The sequence below is a fragment of the Plebeiibacterium marinum genome, assembly GCF_026013615.1.
In the GTDB taxonomy this organism is placed as follows: domain Bacteria; phylum Bacteroidota; class Bacteroidia; order Bacteroidales; family Marinilabiliaceae; genus Saccharicrinis; species Saccharicrinis marinus_A.
The window spans coordinates 15,449-36,035 of record NZ_JAPDPI010000051.1 but is presented as its reverse complement, the minus strand read 5'-3'; the positions used below and the strand labels follow the sequence as shown (position 1 = coordinate 36,035).

Annotated in this window: 19 protein-coding genes; 9 read left to right on the top strand and 10 right to left on the bottom strand. The window is 37.0% G+C overall.

The genetic code is table 11. The features are described 5' to 3' along the window. Nucleotides 1-393: 393 nt before the first annotated feature. The 5 genes from OM074_RS18330 to OM074_RS18310 all read left to right on the top strand — a co-directional run bounded on the left by OM074_RS18330 (nucleotide 394) and on the right by OM074_RS18310 (nucleotide 4,719). The gene (locus OM074_RS18330) at nucleotides 394-747 is read left to right on the top strand and encodes a nucleotide pyrophosphohydrolase (RefSeq protein ID WP_301202024.1); all 354 of its coding nucleotides are present in this window, start codon (nucleotides 394-396) and stop codon (nucleotides 745-747) included. 2 nt (nucleotides 748-749) lie between these two features. Then, on the top strand, nucleotides 750-1,649 hold the full coding sequence (gene deoC / locus OM074_RS18325; RefSeq protein WP_301202023.1) for a deoxyribose-phosphate aldolase: 900 nt from the start codon (nucleotides 750-752) through the stop codon (nucleotides 1,647-1,649). Between the two features lie 138 nt (nucleotides 1,650-1,787). Further along, complete coding sequence (locus OM074_RS18320) at nucleotides 1,788-2,267, top strand: T9SS type A sorting domain-containing protein (protein WP_301202022.1); 480 nt, start codon at nucleotides 1,788-1,790, stop codon at nucleotides 2,265-2,267. A gap of 3 nt (nucleotides 2,268-2,270) precedes the next feature. Continuing rightward, a complete protein-coding gene (locus OM074_RS18315; protein WP_301202021.1) occupies nucleotides 2,271-3,194 on the top strand; it encodes a DUF8740 domain-containing protein in 924 nt (307 codons plus the stop codon). Nucleotides 3,195-3,201: 7 nt separating this feature from the next. After that, entirely contained in the window at nucleotides 3,202-4,719 is a 1,518-nt protein-coding gene (locus OM074_RS18310) for a lipopolysaccharide biosynthesis protein (RefSeq protein ID WP_301202020.1), read from the top strand. A 45-nt stretch (nucleotides 4,720-4,764) separates the two neighbouring features. Here the strand turns inward: OM074_RS18310 and OM074_RS18305 are convergent, their stop codons facing one another. Genes OM074_RS18305 through OM074_RS18295 form a run of 3 tightly spaced genes read right to left on the bottom strand, consistent with a single transcriptional unit; the run spans nucleotide 4,765 to nucleotide 7,940 of the window. Next, on the bottom strand, nucleotides 4,765-5,685 hold the full coding sequence (locus OM074_RS18305; protein ID WP_301202018.1) for a glycosyltransferase family protein: 921 nt from the start codon (nucleotides 5,683-5,685) through the stop codon (nucleotides 4,765-4,767). Continuing rightward, nucleotides 5,682-6,860 (bottom strand): polysaccharide pyruvyl transferase family protein, encoded by a 1,179-nt coding sequence (locus OM074_RS18300; protein WP_301202017.1) that lies wholly within the window; start codon nucleotides 6,858-6,860, stop codon nucleotides 5,682-5,684. Before OM074_RS18300 ends, OM074_RS18305 begins: the two co-directional genes overlap by 4 nt. Nucleotides 6,861-6,863: 3 nt before the next feature. Continuing rightward, entirely contained in the window at nucleotides 6,864-7,940 is a 1,077-nt protein-coding gene (locus OM074_RS18295) for a nitroreductase family protein (protein WP_301202016.1), read from the bottom strand. A 160-nt stretch (nucleotides 7,941-8,100) separates the two neighbouring features. Between OM074_RS18295 and OM074_RS18290 the strand changes: the two genes are divergently transcribed. Then, on the top strand, nucleotides 8,101-8,541 hold the full coding sequence (locus tag OM074_RS18290) for a hypothetical protein (RefSeq protein WP_301202015.1): 441 nt from the start codon (nucleotides 8,101-8,103) through the stop codon (nucleotides 8,539-8,541). On the opposite strand, the gene OM074_RS18285 is transcribed toward OM074_RS18290, so the two are convergent. Further along, complete coding sequence (locus OM074_RS18285; RefSeq protein WP_301202014.1) at nucleotides 8,538-9,122, bottom strand: hypothetical protein; 585 nt, start codon at nucleotides 9,120-9,122, stop codon at nucleotides 8,538-8,540. The genes OM074_RS18290 and OM074_RS18285 overlap by 4 nt on opposite strands. Before the next feature lie 332 nt (nucleotides 9,123-9,454). On the opposite strand from OM074_RS18285, the gene OM074_RS18280 reads away from it, so the two are divergent. Further along, complete coding sequence (locus OM074_RS18280) at nucleotides 9,455-11,053, top strand: aspartate:alanine exchanger family transporter (protein ID WP_301202013.1); 1,599 nt, start codon at nucleotides 9,455-9,457, stop codon at nucleotides 11,051-11,053. A 197-nt stretch (nucleotides 11,054-11,250) separates the two neighbouring features. Here the strand turns inward: OM074_RS18280 and OM074_RS18275 are convergent, their stop codons facing one another. Beyond that, on the bottom strand, nucleotides 11,251-12,369 hold the full coding sequence (locus OM074_RS18275; RefSeq protein ID WP_301202012.1) for an aminotransferase class I/II-fold pyridoxal phosphate-dependent enzyme: 1,119 nt from the start codon (nucleotides 12,367-12,369) through the stop codon (nucleotides 11,251-11,253). A 265-nt stretch (nucleotides 12,370-12,634) separates the two neighbouring features. Continuing rightward, nucleotides 12,635-13,363, bottom strand: a complete 729-nt coding sequence (recO, locus tag OM074_RS18270; RefSeq protein WP_301202010.1) for a DNA repair protein RecO — start codon at nucleotides 13,361-13,363, stop codon at nucleotides 12,635-12,637. 178 nt (nucleotides 13,364-13,541) lie between these two features. On the opposite strand from recO, the gene OM074_RS18265 reads away from it, so the two are divergent. Then, nucleotides 13,542-14,903: an MFS transporter gene (locus OM074_RS18265; protein WP_301202009.1), complete on the top strand. Its 1,362-nt coding sequence runs from the start codon at nucleotides 13,542-13,544 to the stop codon at nucleotides 14,901-14,903. 72 nt (nucleotides 14,904-14,975) lie between these two features. Here the strand turns inward: OM074_RS18265 and OM074_RS18260 are convergent, their stop codons facing one another. The 4 genes from OM074_RS18260 to OM074_RS18245 form a co-directional block, all read right to left on the bottom strand. After that, a complete protein-coding gene (locus tag OM074_RS18260) occupies nucleotides 14,976-15,422 on the bottom strand; it encodes a 6-pyruvoyl trahydropterin synthase family protein (RefSeq protein ID WP_301202008.1) in 447 nt (148 codons plus the stop codon). A gap of 155 nt (nucleotides 15,423-15,577) precedes the next feature. Then, nucleotides 15,578-15,901 (bottom strand): ArsR/SmtB family transcription factor, encoded by a 324-nt coding sequence (locus OM074_RS18255; RefSeq protein ID WP_301202006.1) that lies wholly within the window; start codon nucleotides 15,899-15,901, stop codon nucleotides 15,578-15,580. Between the two features lie 169 nt (nucleotides 15,902-16,070). Next, a complete protein-coding gene (locus tag OM074_RS18250) occupies nucleotides 16,071-17,777 on the bottom strand; it encodes a peptide MFS transporter (protein WP_301202005.1) in 1,707 nt (568 codons plus the stop codon). A 248-nt stretch (nucleotides 17,778-18,025) separates the two neighbouring features. After that, nucleotides 18,026-19,438 carry a glutamate synthase-related protein gene (locus OM074_RS18245; protein WP_363320302.1) on the bottom strand — a complete coding sequence of 471 codons (1,413 nt, stop codon included), beginning with the start codon at nucleotides 19,436-19,438 and terminating at the stop codon, nucleotides 18,026-18,028. A gap of 160 nt (nucleotides 19,439-19,598) precedes the next feature. Here OM074_RS18245 and OM074_RS18235 point away from each other — a divergent pair, with 160 nt between their 5' ends. Next, on the top strand, nucleotides 19,599-20,573 hold the full coding sequence (locus OM074_RS18235) for a polyprenyl synthetase family protein (RefSeq protein WP_301202004.1): 975 nt from the start codon (nucleotides 19,599-19,601) through the stop codon (nucleotides 20,571-20,573). Nucleotides 20,574-20,587: the final 14 nt, after the last annotated feature.

Genomic DNA, 20,587 nt, shown 5'->3' with positions numbered 1-20,587 from the left:
AAAATGAATGAGCTGTCCCTACAGGACGTTGATTACCTCCTTACATAACCCCATGCGTTGCATGGGGCTAGGATAAGCTGTGCTTTCAGCACGATTTAGAAAATACCTTTACAAAAGATCTTCAGCCTAAAATATATAACATTATTCTAATAAAATAGAACCTTAGCCTGACAGTTATGCCCTTCTGGGGTTTGTGGTAAGGCAAAGCTGTAAATCAAAAGCCCCTACACCACTCCCTCTCCAACCCGTTAACCAACTTATCACCCTCCTCCTTTCCACCTGTCACCCTTTTTCCTTTCAACTTTCTACTTTCAACTTTCTACTTCCCCCCTTCTCCCTCTGCAAATAAAAAAACCTCCCCAACCCTCCATCATCCATCAAAAATCATCATATTTGTACGAAACTTTGAGAACTGTATTCTACATGACTATAGAAGAAGCCCAAAAACAAGTTGATGAATGGATTAACACCATTGGCGTAAAATATTTTAGCGAGCTCACCAACATGGCTATCCTTACAGAAGAAGTTGGTGAATTGGCCCGGGTTATGGCCCGAAAATATGGCGAGCAATCATTTAAAAAAGGCGAAAAGGAAAACCTGGCCGACGAAATGGCAGATGTGCTTTGGGTGTTGATATGCCTGGCAAACCAAACCGGCGTGGATTTAACAGAAGCCCTTAAAAAGAATATTGAAAAGAAAACAAAACGCGATAAACACCGACACGCAAACAATAAAAAATTACAGTAACCATGATGCAATCAGAAAATATACTTGATGACTACACCCCTGACTTTAAGTTTGAGGAAGTTGAATCACTGGCAAAAAAAATTATTGACGACAACAAAGAGATCTGCAACGATATTGAAGTTTTAAAAAAAATCTTCAACTGCATTGACCTCACCACATTAAAGGAAACCGATTCGTCCAATTCAGTTATGGCCTTTATCCAAAAGGTAAACCAATTTGAAAAAGAATACCCTAACATACCCAATGTAGGCGGAATATGTGTATTCCCGGTTTTTACGCCTATCTTAAAACAATATTTAAAGGCCGAAGGCGTAAACAGGGCTGTGGTTTCAGCAGGGTTCCCGGCTTCGCAAACATTTCTTGACCTAAAGGTGCTGGAAACAAAAAAAGCGGTTGACTTTGGAGCCAACGAAATAGATGTGGTTATATCGGTAGGTGAATTTATCGAGGGCAACTACGAATTTGTTTACGAAGAAATCCGTCAGCTAAAAGAGGCATGTGGCAAAGCCCACCTAAAAGTAATCCTTGAAACCGGAGCCATTAAAGATCCTGAACTAATTTGGAACGCATCAATAATTGCCATGGATGCAGGAGCCGATTTTATTAAAACCAGCACCGGAAAAATCCCCGTTGCAGCAACCATTAAGGCAGCTTATGTAATGTGCCGGGCCATTAAAGCTTTTAATGCCAAACACAAACGTAAAGTTGGTTTTAAACCCGCTGGCGGCATTGCCGAAACTTACGAAGCGGTAAACTATTATGCTGTTGTAAAAGATATTTTAGGTGAAGAATGGCTAAACAAGGATTTGTTTAGAATAGGCGCCAGCCGTTTGGCCAACAACCTTTTAAGCGATATTCTAAAATTGGAAGGGGAAGATAAAGGAGAAGTGAAATTCTTTTAGTAAAAAAGCAATAATTGTAATCTAAGAAAATAATATACCGATGAACATATTTCGAAGAAATCTATATCCGCAACATTATATATAGTTTTTTTCGTATTTTCGAATCACATAATCATAAACACTAAACAATATTAAAACATGAGACTATTATTTTCTTTTTGTTTATTCTGGTGCCACCTATTACCCGGGTGGAGCCAATTAAATGAACAAGCACTTATGTCTGCATCCGGAGGGCATGTTGAGAATAGCAATTTTATGATTTCCTTTTCAATTGGTGAAATTATAACCAACACTTATTCTTCGGAGAACACTGAATTAACCCAAGGATTGCATCAGCCAAATCTTATACCTACAAGTGCAAAAAACCTAAAATTAAGTGAACTCGAAATTAGTGTATATCCCAATCCGATCATTGATTATGTGTCGATTTACAATAACGAAACACAATGCTCATCATATAAACTTTTTACAACTCAGGGAAAATTTATTTTAGAAAATACACTAAATAAGACTATTTCTAAAGTGGATTTATCACAATTGAATAAAGGTTCATACCTGTTAGTTTTCTACAACATAAACAACAATAAATTAGCAACGCATAAACTAGTAAAAAAATAAACTATGAGAATTATAATCAGTCTATTACTTTTAACCATTTATGGTTCGCTTTACTGTCAAAGCCCGGAAAAATTCAAATATCAATCCATTATTAGAGATGGCAGTGGCAATATAATTTCCGAACAGGATATTTCTATGAAAATCAATATAATTGAAGGCAATACCAATGGTATTATTATCTATTCTGAAAACCACTCCGTAACAACCAATAAGTTCGGACTTGTTAACATTGAAATTGGAAGTGGTAATATCGAAACTGGTAATTTTAATTTAATTAACTGGGGCGGAAATTCATATTTTATTAATGTTCAAATAGACATTCAGGGTGGTTTAAACTGGATTGATGCCGGCACCACACAATTAGTTAGTGTCCCATATGCATTATATGCAAAATCATCCGGAGACAAGCATTTTTCAAAGAATACAGCTAACCACCTTTACTATAATGATGGAAGAATTGGCATTGGCACAGCCAATCCGCAAAAAGCTTTACATATTCGTCGCGTAACAGATAATGGACAAGGAATTGGACAAGCGCAACTTTTAGTTGAGGCTGATTCAGAATCTGATGCCACTATCTACTTAGGATATTATCCCAACGACAGTTACATCACAGATGAAGGTTCTTTTTGGAGAATTAATAGCCATAAACCTAATGGTGATTTTAGTATTGCAGATGAAACAGATAATAATCCAGGTGGTGATGGAAGCGAAAAAAGATTTGTGATTAAAAAAAACACCGGGAATGTCGGAATTGGAGTTGAAAATCCTGCTCGAAAACTTCACATTTCTGAGGCAATGAGACTGGAACCCCAAGCTACAGCTCCTTCTGACCCTGTCATGGGAGATATCTATTTTGGAACAGACGGCAAGTTGCATCTTTTCAATGGAGAAGCTTGGCATGTATTAAATATGACTCAAGAATAAGCAATAAGTGAGCGACATATTCCATAAGTTTAAATCAACTGTAATACAATCCTTTTTTTATAGCATGGGAAACTTCGCCGGAAAATTTTCCGGTGTAATCCTGTTGCCTATATATTCATTGTATTTGCCGGTAGAAACCTTTGGTTTATATGCCCTTTTCGAAGTAATATTTCAGCTTTTTCAAGTATTCTCAGGACTAGGGATCAAACTGGGCTTAACAAGGTGGTATTGGGATGAAGATGCTACAAAAGATAAAAAAAGCCTTTTCTTCTCCACATACCTTTTTAACCTGGTAATATGCACCATCTTTAGTTTTTTACTGTATCTGTCGTTCGATTTTTTGAACCAATATTATTTTAAAACCTCAATTGACAACAACCTGATATGGCTTTTTATTCTGGGAAACCTCACTAAGCTGTTTTCAGAAGTTCCGTTGCTATTGCTCAGGGTTCAGCACAAAGCTAAAAAGCATTCAGTTATCCAGATAATACAACTTCTTAGTTTTGTGTTGTTCGTTTTTATATTTCTGGCACTTTTCAACAAAGGTATCGAAGGCATTTTCCTTGCAAATATATTCTCGGGTGGACTACAGTTTTTGCTGGTGATCCCGGTTATTGTTAAAAACACCCGTTTTAAACTGGAAGTAAGGCTTTTATGGGATATGTTACGCTATGGTTTCCCGGTAGCCCTGGGAAACATGGTAAACATAACCTTTAATTTCACCGATAAGTATTTTCTGAACTGGTTCTCAAACTTTGCCGTTGTTGGAACCTTTACTCTGGCACATAAACTCTCAAATATTGTAAACCTGCTTATTGTAAACTCTTTTATGAACGCCTATATGCACAACTACTTTAAGGGCATTCAAAACAAGGACAATGACAGGTTTTACAGCCGGTCTTTTACTTATTTTCTGCTTGCCATTACATTTTGTAGCTTGTTGCTCATTGTTTTTGTAGAAGAGGCCTTATTTGTTTTTTCAGCAAACAATCAGGACTATTCAAACGCATCGTTTATTGTTCCTGTTTTAACAATAGGCTTGGTTTTTGGTGGCATACGGCAAATGTTGGTATTACCAATCAATAAAATCAAAAAAAACCGCATTATTGGTATTTTGTCTATCCTATCCGGTTTTATCAATGTAATATTAAACTACCTGCTCATCCCCAGGTATGCGGCTTTAGGAGCTGCCTATGCCACAGGCGTTGTACAGATGTTTTCATCAGTGGTTTTATTGTATTTTGTGATCCGGGTAGCAAGACAACCATTCGAATGGAAGCGCATTGCAATCACACTTACAGCCTTTACCCTGATCATAGCACTTTTTTACACTATAAAATTTGATAGCTGGCTGTTAATGGTTAGCTATAAGATAGCTTTGATTGCCCTCTGGGGAGGGATTATTTATTTTGGGAACTTTTTGTTTGATGAAGAAAAACTTCGCCTCCACCAACTAATCGCCAAATGGTCGGATATTAAACACGTGAAAGACAATCTGCAATCTTTAAAAAACAAATCCCGGTGACATATGTACCCGCCATTCGCTCTTTAGATAAAAAAGCAATTAGCATTAAATAATATAAAGTTTCATCAGGTAAACCTGAGTTTTAAACCAATTAATACATTTTCGAAGCATCGAGGTATTATAGAATCTCTTAAAACCACTCTCTATCCGATAATCAAACGAGGAAGCTTTGCAAAAAGCAACTTTATCTACTTTATTCAGACATAGATCTACAGAGTATTTATCACTGCGCTTCATGTTTGTACCACTTCCATCAACACCCATATTTTTAACCAATGATTTAGTTGGATATACGGTTGGAAGGTTGTGCTTAAATGCCCCATAGTTAAACCTCACCGACCAGGAATGAATCTGCTTTTGCTGCTGCTTTAACAACATAATTGAAAGATCGTTACCACCCCTTTCAAACAATGCTCTTTGTTTTTTATCTTTAAAAAACACATCAAAACCACATACCTCCCAATCAGTCCGGTCCCAATTCTCCTTCCAGGTAGCCCATCCCCAACTACAGTTGCGATGAACCATATAAGTGGAATTTTTATAGGAATCCGGAATATGAATATGGGGTGAATACCCTGCAACAGACCATACCTCCTTAGGTGAATATGTATGAAGGGCATCATTCATAAATTGAAGAAAATACGGGGCGGTTTCAAGGTCGTCTTCTAAAACAATAATTTTATCATAGCTTTCAAATATTTTAGAAACCCCACCAATTATGGTTTTTGCCAATCCCTGGTTAACGTCATTTTCATGAATCACCACACTTTTAAAACCGGTGATTGTTTTTAAAAACGCCCTGACATCTTTTACCTTATTATACTCATCATGGTTTTTTGCGCCATCGGAAAACACATGCAATTCACTTTCTCTTGCAAGCTCATTTTTAGCCAGGCAATCAATTGTTTGGCGCGTATGCTCAAGCCTGTTATAGGTAAAAACAACTATGGGGGCTAAACTATTCATGCAAAATATTTATAAATATCAACCGTATTCACTTCCTGTAGCTTTTGGGCTATTTGTTTCGTTATCTGGTCTTTATTTTCTATCAACCTGTGCTGTGTATCTATTATACCATCAATGTTTGCCTGGCTAATATCAAACTGATAATTACTTAGCCCAAACGACTTCATCACATGACTGTATTTGTTGGCCCAACCTATTACCAAACACGGTTTTTCAAGCTTTAAGGCATGGATTAAACCATGGTATCTTGCCGCCACAACCACTTTTGAACTTTCCAACACCTGCTGAATATCATAGGGAGACAAATCCTCATTAACTAACTGCAACTTTTGGTGGGATACCTCACGATAAATTGAATCGCATAATTGTTTATCATCGCTTGAATGACGTACAATGGCTACTTCTTCCCCCCTGCTCAACAAATCAAGGATCAAATCCTTAAAAATTGCTATTACCTCTTCAGAAGATTTTAGTTTGGTTAACTGTTTATTGGGAATCACGACTACCGAATCCTTTTTGATCCTCAATTCTTTATCTTTTTGCTTTGGCAAATCTTTATAAATATTCTTTAACTCAATTTTTGGAGATTGAAGCACCAAATCAAAAGAATCCACAATCTCATCTTTTCTGACTTTCTCAACATATTTTCTACATTCAGGTTCGCGTATAAAAATAACCTTGGCATATTTCAAATACTTTTTTACCAAAGGCCATATTACTAGCTTTTTCCACCCTTTAAAATCAAATGGCCCTATGGATTGTGGTAAAAATACAAATGGAACTAACGACCTTTTGGCCAGCATAACAGGAAATAAGGTGGCATAAGTCCATAAAGGACTTTGGTTATGGGAACTCACACCATACCCACTGATATCCAAAATAAGATCGGCAGTTTTAAAGTGTTTTTTTATTTCCGATTCGTCATTTGAAATAGGTTTAGGCTTTACTACCAGTTTAATAAAAGGAAATGCCATCCGCAGAACAGTTCGGATATGCATATTTACCACCTGAAAATCATATTTTTCTTTATCCTCATCCGTTAAAGTTGGAAAAAGGTCAATCATCACAATATTTGCACCGGGAAAGTTCTTTTTCAAGCTGTCAACCAAGCAAAAAAGCATCGATTGGGCCCCTTTATTAATAAAATTACCTCCCGTAATAATAATCTTCTGCATCTGTTAATTGTATTTTCTTAATTGATCCAAAGGTTTGCGAACAGAACAGGCTACCAAACAATTTTCCTCGGCATAACCATAAGCAATCATCATAATAGGCCTTTCAAATGTATTAAGCTTTAATAATTGTGCTACTTGCTTATCTTTCTTCCTGTTTTCAGGCCAGTTCAGCGGACATGTACAAATACCAAGGCTTTCCAGGGCTAACATCAGATTCATTGAGGCCAAACTTCCATCCACATACATCAAATGGCGATCTGCCAATGTAGGTGAAACATTCATCTGCCCAACCACAACAATCATGGCGGCGATACTCCCTGCAAAACCGGCAGTTCCCCCAGGTAACACCGAAATTTTTTTCACCAGTTCCGGATCATCGATAATCCTAAACTGAAAAGGCTGGCGGTTGCAGCTGCTGGGTGCCAACCCGGCGAGAAAAACAGCCTCATCCACAACATCTCTCTTTGGAATCCTGTTTAAATCAAAGTGCCTTATGGATTTCCGTTGGTATGCCAATGCTTTAAAGGCTTCGTAATAATTGATATTTGAAGCAGGAAGTTTGTATGGTGTACATTGCTGATTTTTATGGGAGACATAATCAATGGTTTCAAAAACGCATTTGGCTTTGGCAATAACAGGAACCGGTTCTGTAACTTCAAAATATTCACACAACACTTCAAAGGCCCAGTCCAATTGATCATTATTGCCAACTTTGCTGACGCAAGCTTGAAAAACATCCACAGTTTGGCCAATATATCCCAAAGCAAACACAGCTCTCCTGTCCTTCATCAATAAACCCTTCTCTAAACGATGAATATTCCTCCGCAAAAGAAATAAATTACCGGTTTTACCGTGCCTGCTCTTTAAATATTGCCGCCTTGCCTCAAGGAACATCTTCATTTCATGCGCAAAAGAAGCAGAGAAAATAAAGTAGATATTCTGGGCAAAAGGGATTTTTGAAACCACTGGGTATACAACCCGGTACTGGAACTGCTCTTTTAACCCTAACCAAACATCTATTACCCTATCAATAATAAATTCAGCACCAAATACTTTAAATATGTTTTTTACTACCCCCATTAACTATTTTATTACAGCACGTAAATGTATAAAATCCTTACATTGATTTAAAATGTACAGTCTGCTAAACTCAAATAAATAAACAAGGCAAATACTTTTCTTATTTATAAAAAAGTATGAACTTGTATATCCTGTATTTACAAACCAATAACTATAAACCATGCAAATAGCAATCGATAACGCAGACTTTTGCATCAGATTATACAAAGATGTTGTTTATATTAAGGTATTAGGCCATCAGGATGAAAATGGGGCGATGTTTTTCAGCAAAGCAGTAGATGAACTTATTGAAAATTACCCTCATCATCAAATCGTATCACTGTGCGACCTTCAGGAACTGATTTTAAGCAACCCCAAAGAAGCCAGGATTATAAACCGGGCCATTGTAAAGCTTTCTCACTCCATTAACTTTAAGTACAATGCCATCATTGTTAAAAATAAGTTTTTCGACATCATACAGGCTTACATCTTTTCGTACTATCTTAAAAATGCCAAAATAAAATCAAAAGTATTTTTTAACCAGGGTCAGGCAGCAGAGTGGCTTGAAAATAAAGGCTATGACATGCATGATATCAAAGCCTTTATAAACAATCCCGATTAAAATCTCTTTCCCAATGAAATTCCAAATGAGTATGAGGAATAATGTTCCTTGAAGTCGTATGAAAAAACCGGAGTCAGTTCCCATCCATGGGCAATTTCAACTTCATAATCTATTCCTACTTTTGCTACAAAGAAAGACTCGGAATCTTCATCTTCAATAAATTCTGTTTCCACCCCGGGCCCTGCAAAAATCCCTACTCGCTTCATTGGCTTATACCTTAATACTGCTGTGGCCACCACAATATTATTTCTCAGAAGTTCCCGTTCATTATTCACCTGAATAAAATATTCGTCCAATTCCATATCTGCCAATAATCCGATATCGAATTTATGACTAAGGGTGTAAAAATACTCGAGCCCAAGGGTTGGTATCCATTTTCCGGTGCTCTCCTCGTGAGTTTCATGCTCATAAAATGCGGCATCAACATGGGTAAAACCTCCGTATACCGACAACTTGTGTTTTCCATGTTCTTCATTTTCATGAATAGACTCATGATGATGGTGCAATTCCTGCGCATAAACACTGTCTACAGTAACTCCTGTAACAGCAAGAGTCACCATGATAAAAAATAACTTTCTCATTGCTTTTAAATATTTTGAAATAAGCCGACAAAAGTAAATTTTATCATGATCCCTCAATATACACAGCCCTTATTTAAAAAAAATCTGAATTAGTAGCATATCACCCCCTCAAATAAAATTGTGTTAACAAATATTACCAATCAAATCCATGACAAATATCAACTATTAAATAATTGGAAGACATTGTTTTGTGTAAATAAAAAAAGTTTCAACAAAACTAAAATCCATATCAAACCCCTCCCTCATTAATAAATATTAACAGTTCATTATCAGCAGCTTTTAGCCATTCGGTTTTATAAATCCTTATCTTTGCGTGCCTAATCTAATTTATTATGGTACTCGATTTTCTTCAGCAAGGTTATTTTGCCCTCTTTGTTATTATATGCCTTGGTTATGTTATAGGAAACATAAAAATTAAGGGCATTTCGTTGGATATATCAGCAATAATTTTTGTAGCCCTGGTTTTTGGCCACTATGGAATTATTATGCCTTCCATCATTGAAAAGCTTGGACTCATTTTATTTGTTTATACTATAGGTATACAAGCTGGCCCCGGTTTTTTCGATTCCTTTAAAAAGCAAGGCAGAACCTTAGTAATCATGGCAACCGTAGTTATTATATCGGCCTCGGCACTGACATTTGCTGCAATAAAATTATTCGATATCGATGTTCCCGTGGCTATAGGCCTGTTAACCGGTGCTTTAACCAGCACCCCCGGTCTGGCTGCAGCCATTGAAAGTACCGGATCAACCGGTGTTTCTATCGGCTATGGTATAGCTTATCCATTTGGTGTTATTGGTGTTATATTGTTTGTAAGGCTATACCCTAAAATTACCATGGCCAACTTAAAAAAGGCAGAACAGGATTATGAAGAATCTTCAACCGAGGTTTTCCCTGAAATATCCTTCAAACATTTTATTGTTGAAAATGAAAATGTTGCAGGAAAAACCCTCGCAGAACTTAGGATAAGGACAATGACCCAAGGGGTTATTTCCAGGATTTTATCTGATGGGAAACCAACCGTACCCACCGCTACTACGGTATTAAAAAACGGCGACATAATTAAAGCTGTTGGTACAGAAGAAGCTCTTAAGAAAATTGGGGTTTTAATAGGAAGAGAAACTACTCAGGAAGTTCCTTTAAAAGAAGGATACGAAATACAATCTATCCTTGTTTCGAACACAGCTGTTGTAAACAAAACCATCCGTGAAATAATTCAATGGACTTCTACCTATGGCGTTACCATTACAAGAGTACGCCGTTCAGGTATTGACATCACCCCAAGCCCCAACCTAAAATTACAGATGGGTGATAAAATCAAGATTTCATGCAGCCGCGACCATATGGAAGTTGTCACTAAACTGTTTGGTGGCAACAGCAAAAAACTCTCTGATACAGATTTTTTCCCGATAGCCGCAGGAATAGTACTGGGTTTTTTCCTTGGAAAGTTCTCATTAAACTTTGGCAGTTCATTTACCTTTTCACTTGGCCTGACAGGAGGTGTACTTACAGTAGCCATGATTTTAAGCCGCATTGGAAAAACTGGCCCTATCATCTGGTCCATGTCTGGCGGAGCCAACCAACTGCTCAGAACTTTAGGCCTTATGTTCTTTCTTGCCGGAGTTGGCACAAAAGCCGGAGCTCAAATTATTGAAACTTATAATGAATATGGGTTTAACCTTTTTTTAATTGGCGGAGCACTAACCCTTTTGCCAATGATATTTGGTGCCTTAGTCGCAAAATTATTGCTGAACGTCAATATCCTTTCCATGCTTGGTGCATTAACAGGTTCAATGACCAGCACACCCGGGTTGGCTGCAGTTGACCCAATGACAGAAACCAATGCCCCCTCCATTGCCTATGCAACGGTATATCCGGTGGCTATGGTTCTTTTAATTATATGCGTTCAGATATTGGCCTCGTTAGGTTAACTTTATAGATAAGACAATAAAAAAGAGGGTGCTTTATTACAATAGATCGTTAGATTTTAGATAATAGACATTAGACTGATTTACAATTCGCTTAAAATCAATAAGATAATAATTTTGCCATAAATCATTCAATGTATTTAGAATCAGTACATTATAAAAATTTAACAAACTAATGTTATTACAGGCACCCTCTTTTGTTATATTCCTTTTAAAAATTGATTTGCTTTAATCAGATCTTCATCCGGTAATGAAAAATTAAGTCGCACAAATTTTGTCTTTATTTTTTGATGGTAATAGTAACTCAATGGCACTGCGGCAATACCTACATCTTTGATCAGACTCATGGCAAAATCTACATCAGTACTATCATTTTTCCCTGCTTTGGAAATAAGTTGATAATAGGAAGATTTTGAAGGCACGAAGAACACCCCGGAATCATCCAGACCTTCTAACAATAAATCACGCTTTTTCTGATAAAACCCTGCCAGCTTAGCAAAATCACTATGTTTATTCAGGTATGAAACGATGGCCTTTTGATACGGAATACCAACCCCTTCGCCCAACAAACTGATTACACCCCTGATAGACTTCATTATTTTTTCGGTAGACAGGCAATACGCAATATGCCAATTGTTAATCCCTAAAGTTTCGTTGAATGAAGAAACAATAATACTACGTTCCCTTAATTTTGGATATAACGCAATACTTTGGTGCATTTCTTTATCAAAAACAATATGCTCAAAAGATTCGTCACTCAATATGTAAATATTAGTTCCATTAATAATTTTCTGAAGTCTTAACATATCCAGTTCCGACATGGTTGTTCCAGTGGGAAAGTGCGGGCTGTTAATGATTATCATCCGTGTTTTAGAGGTAACAAATTTCTGTACCTTCTCCCAGTCGTAACTAAACTCTGGCGCATCAAGTTCAACATAAACCACACGAGCGCCAGTTACATTTATGGCAGCCTGATAACTTTTATGAGCCGGCTCAAAGACGATTACCTCATCCCCTTCTTTAAGCAAAGCAAGCATGATAGCAAAAACACATGGTTTTACTCCATTAGTCACTGTTACTTCTGTATCCGGAGCATATTTAAAATCATATAAGGATTCTGTTTTTAAGGCAATGGCTTCCCTGAGCTCAAGCAACCCAAATTTAGGTGATGATTCGTTGGCAAATGGTTTAATATAAGAATGCAATAAATCTGTCAATTCAGGGGCACTTTTCTGCATTGAAAAATTTTCCGCCATATTAATTAAATCAACTTCCCTGGCATACGCTGCTATATCTTTAGGCGAAGATAACTTTTCCATATTTTGTACAATCATGATGTAACTATTCTGATAATTTAAGACCTGGTCGAATAAAAATGAGCTAATTACACGTTAACCCATCATCCTAAAACACACATTAAACATTGGTTTTATACTGAACAAACAGCATTTGTAAATACAATTTACAAAGTTTTTTTTACAAAACGGATATTTTTTTACAAACCCCAAAGGTATAAGTTTACAGTTCACCTATGCTTTGAAGGTTTCATTTCTAAACGGGCAAACATCCTTGTTATGTTAACATTTACCTAAACAAGTCTTTCAGAACCTTGAAAGACTTAATATTAGAAAAACCGGAAAGATGCAAATGATAATAATCCAGCATCTTCTCTATAAATTCGGTTCTTTGCTCCCCATTCAATTCTATCTGATCCAAATGATTGACATCCACTGATTTTAACTTATATAATAACTTTGACTGCCAAACATTCATATAGTTTGGGTGAACCGGTTCATGAATAGTAAACATCCCTTTCCTTAAATCAAAAAAAACTTTCTCCAGCTCTTCTTCAAAATTTGGATAAAATCCCAAAGGCTGCGTCAGTTTAAACAACAAAAACAAATGGAAGTTTTGTATCCCGGGTATATTGTCATCCATCAAACAAATACTATGAAACAAAAAATCAAACAGATCATTACCAAGCTTATCTTCATGTTTTAGTGCTTTATTTAATACTTCTGCAATGAAAAATGCAAGGCTTTGCCTAATGGGCTCAAATGGAATCAATGAAAATGGGGAGCTAACCTTAAAATCTTTTATCCGGTGTATTGTCTTTTTATCTGAATGGTATACTTCAAGGTTTACCAGCGTTAGTGGTTGCAAAAAAACAGTTTTCCCTTTTGATTTCCTGCTGCGAACCTGATTAATCATATAGGATTGTAGCCCATAGTGCTCTGTATAAATATGAGATATTATGCTAGACTCGGCATATTTTGTATGAGTCAAAACTATTCCCCTGGTCGATTCAATCATAAATTATCTATCCTGTTTAAACAATTTCCAAAGATAAGAGAAGGATGTGAATAATGCCCTATACAAACCGAATACCAGACAAAGTTATACCAGCTATAATTATGACATATGTCGTTGCGATTTACCTAATCTATTGTTATCTATGCCCTTATTTTTAATTATTACAATTTTTAAATTTATGACAGGAGTGTTTAGGAGGTTTTCTGCAGCATTTTGGACGGCAAACTTTGCCGAATTGTTGGAGCGTGCTGCATATTATGGAGTTTTTATTGTTATCACGCTTTATTTATCACGGATTTTAGCATTTGGCGATATTGAGGCAGCAACCATTGCAGGTGTATTTTCAGGTTTATTATATTTTTTACCCACTTTTGCAGGTGCCTATGCCGACAAAATAGGTTTTAAAAAATCTTTGCTTCTTGCGTTTTCATTGCTTTCGTTAGGCTATCTTGGCCTGGGACTGTTACCCACATTTATTGAGAGTGCCGGACTTGCACAATATGATTTTGAAACCACCTTCACCGGTTTGCAAAACAGTGGGTTCAGGTATGCGATTTTACCAGTAATGCTGTTAATCATTCTGGGAGGAAGCTTTATCAAGTCGGTAATAACCGGTACCGTTTCATTGGAAACCAGTGAAAAAAACAGGGCAACCGGTTTTTCAATTTTCTACACCATTGTAAACATCGGAGCATTTTCTGGCAAAACCATCGTTAAACCACTTCGTGATGCCATGGGTAATGTTGGTTTAATTGATATCAGTTTCTTTTCGGCTGGCATGACTGTACTGGCACTAATTGCAGTCTTCTTCTTTTTTAAACCATCAGTACAGCAACGCGAGGGAAAATCATTTAATGAGATATGGATAGCCTTTACCAAAGTATTGGGTAATGTGCGGTTGATAGTTTTAATATTAATTATAACAGGGTTTTGGATGGTACAACACCAACTCTATGCAACCATGCCTAAATATGTGTTGCGTATGGCTGGCGAAAGTGCCTCTCCGAGCTGGTATGCCAACGTAAACCCATTAGTTGTATTTACAACTGTAGGAATTGTTACTTCGTTAATGAAAAATAGAAGTGCCTTATTTTCGATGACAGTTGGTATGTTCATCATGCCTGTTTCGGCATTTTGTATGGCTGCAGGAAACTTATTTGGTGCAGATATGAACATTGTAGGCTTACACCCGATTGCATTTATGATGATTGTAGGTATAGCTTTTCAGGGATTGGCAGAATCGTTTATTTCACCAAGGTTCCTTGAATATTTTTCGTTTCAGGCTCCCAAAGGGGAAGAGGGCTTGTACCTGGGATTCTCTCACTTGCACTCATTCCTATCGAGTATTTTTGGATTCCTGATGTCGGGTGTACTGCTTGACAAATATTGTCCTGATCCCTTAAAATTTGGCGGAAGAACGGCTGAATGGCAGGCTGCCAGTGCTCATGCCCATTATATTTGGTATTATTTTGGCGGAATTGCATTCATTTCTGCTGTGGCGCTAATCATATATGGCAAAGTTGCCAGAAAAAAAGAATAGATAAAAAACCACTCACACAACCCTTGTAAAGCCGGAAAGCATCCCACCGTTTTCCGGCTTTTTTATATCCTGTTAATTATCCTCGGCAAACCATTCTGCAAAAGAGTTTGCTGTTTCGTTTAACCTTAAACTATGCAGCAAAACATCATCAGGCAATCGCGAAGAAATACGTTGGGCCATTTCCACAATCATATTTTCGCAAGTGGGCTGGTAATCGGTAAACACAACCCGTTCACCCATCTGGGGTATACTCGTAAACTCTTTATGATCTGCATTTTGATTAATCACTACACTATGATCTAACCTATCCACGACTTCTTCGTTTACTATCTTTTTAAGCTGGCCAAAATCCATTACCATACCATATTTAGGATTCATTGGATCATTGATAGGACTTCCTATTATTGTTACCCTAAGTATATATGAGTGGCCATGGAAATGCTTACACAAGCCATCATAATTCCATAGGGCATGAGCCATTTCGAATCGAAACTCCTTTGTTAACCGTATTTTTGACATGTTCTTGAGATAAGAGATAAGAGATAAGAGATAAGAGACTACTTCAGATCATACTAAATCGCCTCTTGCCCGTTCCCAAATCCAATTAAAAACAAAGCCCTAAACTCAATACATATTGTATAAGCTTAAGGCTTCAATAAATGATTTCTATGATTTTATAACTTTACAGTACATTTACTTACACAATCCACAATATTCTGCAGGCTGTTATGTTTCAATGAATAAAAAGTATTCTTCCCTTCCCTTTGAGAAATCAATACACCTTTATCCTTTAAGATACCCAAATGGTGAGATGTTGTAGACTGCTCAATATCAAGCAACTTATGAATTTCAGTAACCGTGAGTCTTTTTCCTTCTTCAAGGTGACTTAAAATAGCAATCCTCATGGGATGGGCAATAGCCTTTAGCATACTAGCTGCGCGCTCTAACTGTGCAGCATCTAAATCTTTTATTTTCATTTGCTTTACGAATTCCTTCATGGTAAATCAATCTAAGTGATTGACAATAAAATAACAAATACAAATATATAAATATGTTCGCAGAAAACGAAAACATATTAACAATATTTAGATATTTAGATGTAATCGATGGGTTATGAGCAAAAAAAAGAGACCCAAACAGTCTCTTTTCAATATTAGTTTATACTTGTTAATCCACATATTCATTATACACCCTCTTTAACCAAGGCATTATTATAACTATAATTAAAAATGCACCTGCGGTAAGTATTGCATTGGTTAAAAAGAAATAAGATTTCTTTTCAAAAAGATCCCATAAACCAGAAAGCACACCCGACAGTTTATTACCTATAGCTGTTGATAGAAACCACCCTCCCATCATTAAAGCTGCAATTCGTTTGGGAGCCAGTTTACTTACCAACGACAATCCCATCGGGCTTAAACACAATTCACCAACTGTAATTACTCCATAAACACCAAACAACCAAGCTACCGAAGCTTTATCCAGACCATTGGCTGAGGTTATAGCAGCAACCACCATAACGAGCCACGACAATGCAGAGATCAGCATACCCCACGCAATCTTGCCTGGTGTTGTAGGTTCCTTTTTACGGCGACGTAACCAAGCAAACACACCCACCACCAAAGGAGTTAAAAACACAACAAATCCAGGGTTGATTGAGGCCTGCAACTCAGTTGGCCATAATTTCAATTTCCCGCCTTCTGCTTTTTGAGATGCGGTTAGCTCCTGCCATTGTTCCTGGGTCAGATCACCTGGCTTTCCTTCCAGGTTACCTTTAGGAAATTCCTTTGTATAATTATCAAAATATGGGTTGGGCCCTTCTTTAAACCCTAAATCTTCTCCATGCAAACCTTGTACTTTAATGTCTCGGGGCAAGGTGGATACATCCTCCGTTTTAGCAATAGTATTTATAACCACTTCAGTAACACCGGAAACCTCCCTTGAGGTATTGTTTTTAGCCCAGTAAGTTAATGCCGATCCGTTTTGATGAAATACAGCCCAAAAAATAATTACCACACCAAATACCGCCAACAATGCAGCAATAGGCTCTCTTTCTGTCTTTTTATCTGCTGTTTTCCACGTAGTAAAAAAGAACAGTAAAACCGGAACACAGAAGAATATAAATGCATCTGTAGAATCACCACCAAACATGGTTCCAGGAATAAACCAACCAATAGCGGCAGCTGCAAAAGCAGGTAAAAACAATACAGTAAACAACCTGCTCAACTTAATATCTCCAGGCCTGGAAGGCGATATTTTATCCGCTTCCTTAATTTCAGGTACACGAGATAAACCAACCAAAAACCACACAACACCTATCAACATACCAATTCCGGCTGCAGCAAAAGCCCATCCCCAACCATAAGTCAACCTTAAATATGCGGCTACAAAATTACAAACGAAAGCTCCGATATTGATACCCATATAAAAGATGTTATAACCAGAATCCTTTAGCGACTCAAATTCAGGCTTTTCATATAGTTTACCCAACAAAACCGAAACATTAGGCTTAAACATCCCATTACCCAAAATTATGAGCAACAATGAAATATAAAAGGCCATCATAGAATCTGGAATTGCCAACCCAATATATCCGGCAGCCATCAATACCCCCCCCACTAAAATAGATTTCCGGTAACCAATCATCCTGTCAGCTATTAAACCACCAAAAAATGGGGTTAAATAAACCAATGCCAGGTAAGTACCGTATATATCTGCAGCAAACATATTAGTAAACCCTAAGCCTGCAAATTTTGAAGAAGTGGGTTCAATCATATACAAACTGAAGATCCCTAACATTAGATAATAACCAAAACGTTCCCACATTTCAGTAAAGAAAAGAATCATTAATCCCTTTGGATGTCCTTTAAACATATCTATTTAATTTTTAATTAGTTATTCTTTTTCGCAGCTAAATATATATCTTTTTGGGTCACTTACAAATCACATGTGTCATGGAATGCGAAACAATATTACTACAAATCTGATTTACAATATCATACCTCATCATCAATTAGCAATATTTTTAAAAATCAATGCTCTGACCCCAATACCATCATAAAAAAAGGGAAACGGACATCCTGTAATCCATTTCCCAATCCTCCTGAAATATTCATTATCCATCAAACATGATCAATATCTGTGTAATCAGATATTTCACTATTCGTGGTACATACATCTTTGATATCCATACCATGCACATCCACATTACCAGTTATCCTTGCAAAATCTTTTAATTCTGCAGACGATACCTTCAAAAAGTTTTCTATCCTTTTGGCTGACTTATCAACATCCAACCTTTTTCGCAAATCATTATCCTGAGTTGCAATACCTACCGGGCACTTACCTGTATTACAAACCCTGTATTGCTGGCATCCTCCTGCAATCATACCGGCGGTTGCAATAGCTACGGCATCAGCACCCATTGCTAAAGCTTTTGCAAAATCAGATGACACGCGCAAGCCTCCTGTAATAATTAAAGAAACACCAACAATGTTATTGGCGTCCAAATATTTCCTGGCTCTGTTCAAAGCAAATATTGTTGGAACCGAAGTGTGATCCTTGATATGTTTCGGTGCAGACCCTGTGGCTCCTCCCCTGCCATCAATGGTGATAAAATCCGGATTTGCATATAAAACCACGTCCAAATCTTCTTCAATGTTACCCGCGGCGATTTTAACACCTATTGGTTTTCCTCCTGTTTTTTCCCTTAGCCAATCCACTTTGCTCTTGAGTTCTTCCTTGTTCCTGATATCAGGATAACAGGCAGGGCTATGAATGTCCTCCCCTTCACGTTTTCCTCTAATATGAGCAATTTCCCTGGTTACCTTACTTCCAGGCAAATGCCCTCCCATCCCCGGCTTGGCACTTTGTCCTATTTTAATTTCTACCGCATCAACTTTCCTTAAATTCTCATCGGTCAAGCTATATTTATTTGGAATGTATTCATAGATGTATTTGTAAGCATTTTCAAACTCTTCAGGTAATATCCCACCTTCGCCTGAGCAAATCAAAGTTTTTACAGCAGCACTCCCTTTAGCCAGGGCAACCTTAATTTCTTTTGAAAGTGCCCCAAACGACATATGGCTGATATAAATAGGTATTTCAATTACCAAAGGATGTTTTGCCCTTGGCCCTATAACAGTTTTTGTGTTGACTTCCACCTCCGTATTAATAGGAAGCTTTGACAACTGGGCTCCTTTAAAAAGAATATCGTTCCACGAAACCAATGGCATTTTTGTTTTCATTGGTTCAGCAATCGATTTGCCTGTTTCTGCAATAGTATGAATGTCATTAAAATATTGCTCATTATCATCACCTGACTTTTTCCATTTCGACAGATAATCACCTTTATCAACATGATCTATGTCTTCAGCACTGTTTTGAGCCTCATCCTGATCACCAATACTTTCAAACATATCTTTTGCGACACCGCACACGGGGCAAATCCAATCACCAGGCAAATCCTGCCATTTCACACCTTCTTTTTCCTCATCATATTCATTTCCACAAGCTAAACATTTATACACAGCCATATTATTTTCAATTTAAAACCAAAAGATACAAAAATTATCCACTCTTAATCAAAACAAAAGAAGGTAGAATTAATCAACATAATAAGCCTTTGTTTGCCTTAATTCATTAAATTTGGCCATAATTATAATTTTGGTGATCCTACAAACGAGAGACTTTTGCATGGCAAACTTAAATACGATTAAAAAACCCATTAAAGATGAAATGAAAGATTTTGAACCCTTTTTCAGGGAACAATTAAAATCAAAGATTCCATTATTGGGCGTAATCACAAACTATATACTTCGAAGAAAGGGCAAACAGATGAGGCCCATGCTGGTATTTTTATCAGCAAAACTCACCGGAACAATTTCTGAATCTACATTTGTTGCTGCAACTTTAATAGAATTATTACATACAGCCACTTTAATTCATGACGATGTAGTAGACGAAACCTATCAACGAAGAGGCTTTTTTTCGGTTAATGCACTGTGGAAATCCAAAATTGCCGTTCTGGTTGGTGATTATTTCCTGTCAAGGGGGTTATCGGTTGCCCTTGACAATGACCAAATCGACGTTTTAAAAATAGTTTCGGAAGCTGTAAAATCGATGGCCGAAGGTGAGTTGCTTCAAATTGAGAAAAGCCGCAAACTAGACATTACAGAGGAAGTATATTACAAAATTATTAATAAGAAAACAGCTACACTTATTGCGGCTTGTACAGCTGCCGGCTCTTTATCGGTAAATGCGGATAAAGAAAACATTGCCAAACTGAAGGAGTTTGGTACTTATTTGGGAATTGCTTTCCAAATTAAAGATGATTTGTTTGATTACGAAAAAACAGATTTGATTGGAAAACCTACTGGTAACGATATCCGGGAAAAGAAAATGACTTTGCCTTTGATACATGTTTTAAATACATGTGACAAAAAGGATAGGAAAAAGCTAATTTCCACCATCCGCCGTCACCATAAAAATGATAAAAAAGTAGCAGAAATCATTGAATTTGTAAGAAACAACGGAGGTATTGAATATACACATGACCAAATGATCAGATACAGAGATAAAGCCCTTGCTGTGCTAGATGATTTTGAAGATTCTGAAACCAGGGCAGCATTAATCGATCTGGTTCATTATACCATTGAAAGAAAAAAGTAATATCTAGCTTACTA

Coding starts and splice junctions, on each gene's coding strand:
- deoC (WP_301202023.1), top strand. CDS start 750: ATGATGCAATCAGAAAATATACTTGATGACTACACCCCTGACTTTAAG.
- OM074_RS18320 (WP_301202022.1), top strand. CDS start 1,788: ATGAGACTATTATTTTCTTTTTGTTTATTCTGGTGCCACCTATTACCC.
- OM074_RS18315 (WP_301202021.1), top strand. CDS start 2,271: ATGAGAATTATAATCAGTCTATTACTTTTAACCATTTATGGTTCGCTT.
- OM074_RS18305 (WP_301202018.1), bottom strand. CDS start 5,685: ATGAATAGTTTAGCCCCCATAGTTGTTTTTACCTATAACAGGCTTGAG.
- OM074_RS18300 (WP_301202017.1), bottom strand. CDS start 6,860: ATGCAGAAGATTATTATTACGGGAGGTAATTTTATTAATAAAGGGGCC.
- OM074_RS18295 (WP_301202016.1), bottom strand. CDS start 7,940: ATGGGGGTAGTAAAAAACATATTTAAAGTATTTGGTGCTGAATTTATT.
- OM074_RS18290 (WP_301202015.1), top strand. CDS start 8,101: ATGCAAATAGCAATCGATAACGCAGACTTTTGCATCAGATTATACAAA.
- OM074_RS18285 (WP_301202014.1), bottom strand. CDS start 9,122: ATGAGAAAGTTATTTTTTATCATGGTGACTCTTGCTGTTACAGGAGTT.
- OM074_RS18280 (WP_301202013.1), top strand. CDS start 9,455: ATGGTACTCGATTTTCTTCAGCAAGGTTATTTTGCCCTCTTTGTTATT.
- OM074_RS18275 (WP_301202012.1), bottom strand. CDS start 12,369: ATGGAAAAGTTATCTTCGCCTAAAGATATAGCAGCGTATGCCAGGGAA.
- recO (WP_301202010.1), bottom strand. CDS start 13,363: ATGATTGAATCGACCAGGGGAATAGTTTTGACTCATACAAAATATGCC.
- OM074_RS18265 (WP_301202009.1), top strand. CDS start 13,542: ATGACAGGAGTGTTTAGGAGGTTTTCTGCAGCATTTTGGACGGCAAAC.
- OM074_RS18260 (WP_301202008.1), bottom strand. CDS start 15,422: ATGTCAAAAATACGGTTAACAAAGGAGTTTCGATTCGAAATGGCTCAT.
- OM074_RS18255 (WP_301202006.1), bottom strand. CDS start 15,901: ATGAAGGAATTCGTAAAGCAAATGAAAATAAAAGATTTAGATGCTGCA.
- OM074_RS18250 (WP_301202005.1), bottom strand. CDS start 17,777: ATGTTTAAAGGACATCCAAAGGGATTAATGATTCTTTTCTTTACTGAA.
- OM074_RS18245 (WP_363320302.1), bottom strand. CDS start 19,438: ATGGCTGTGTATAAATGTTTAGCTTGTGGAAATGAATATGATGAGGAA.
- OM074_RS18235 (WP_301202004.1), top strand. CDS start 19,599: ATGGCAAACTTAAATACGATTAAAAAACCCATTAAAGATGAAATGAAA.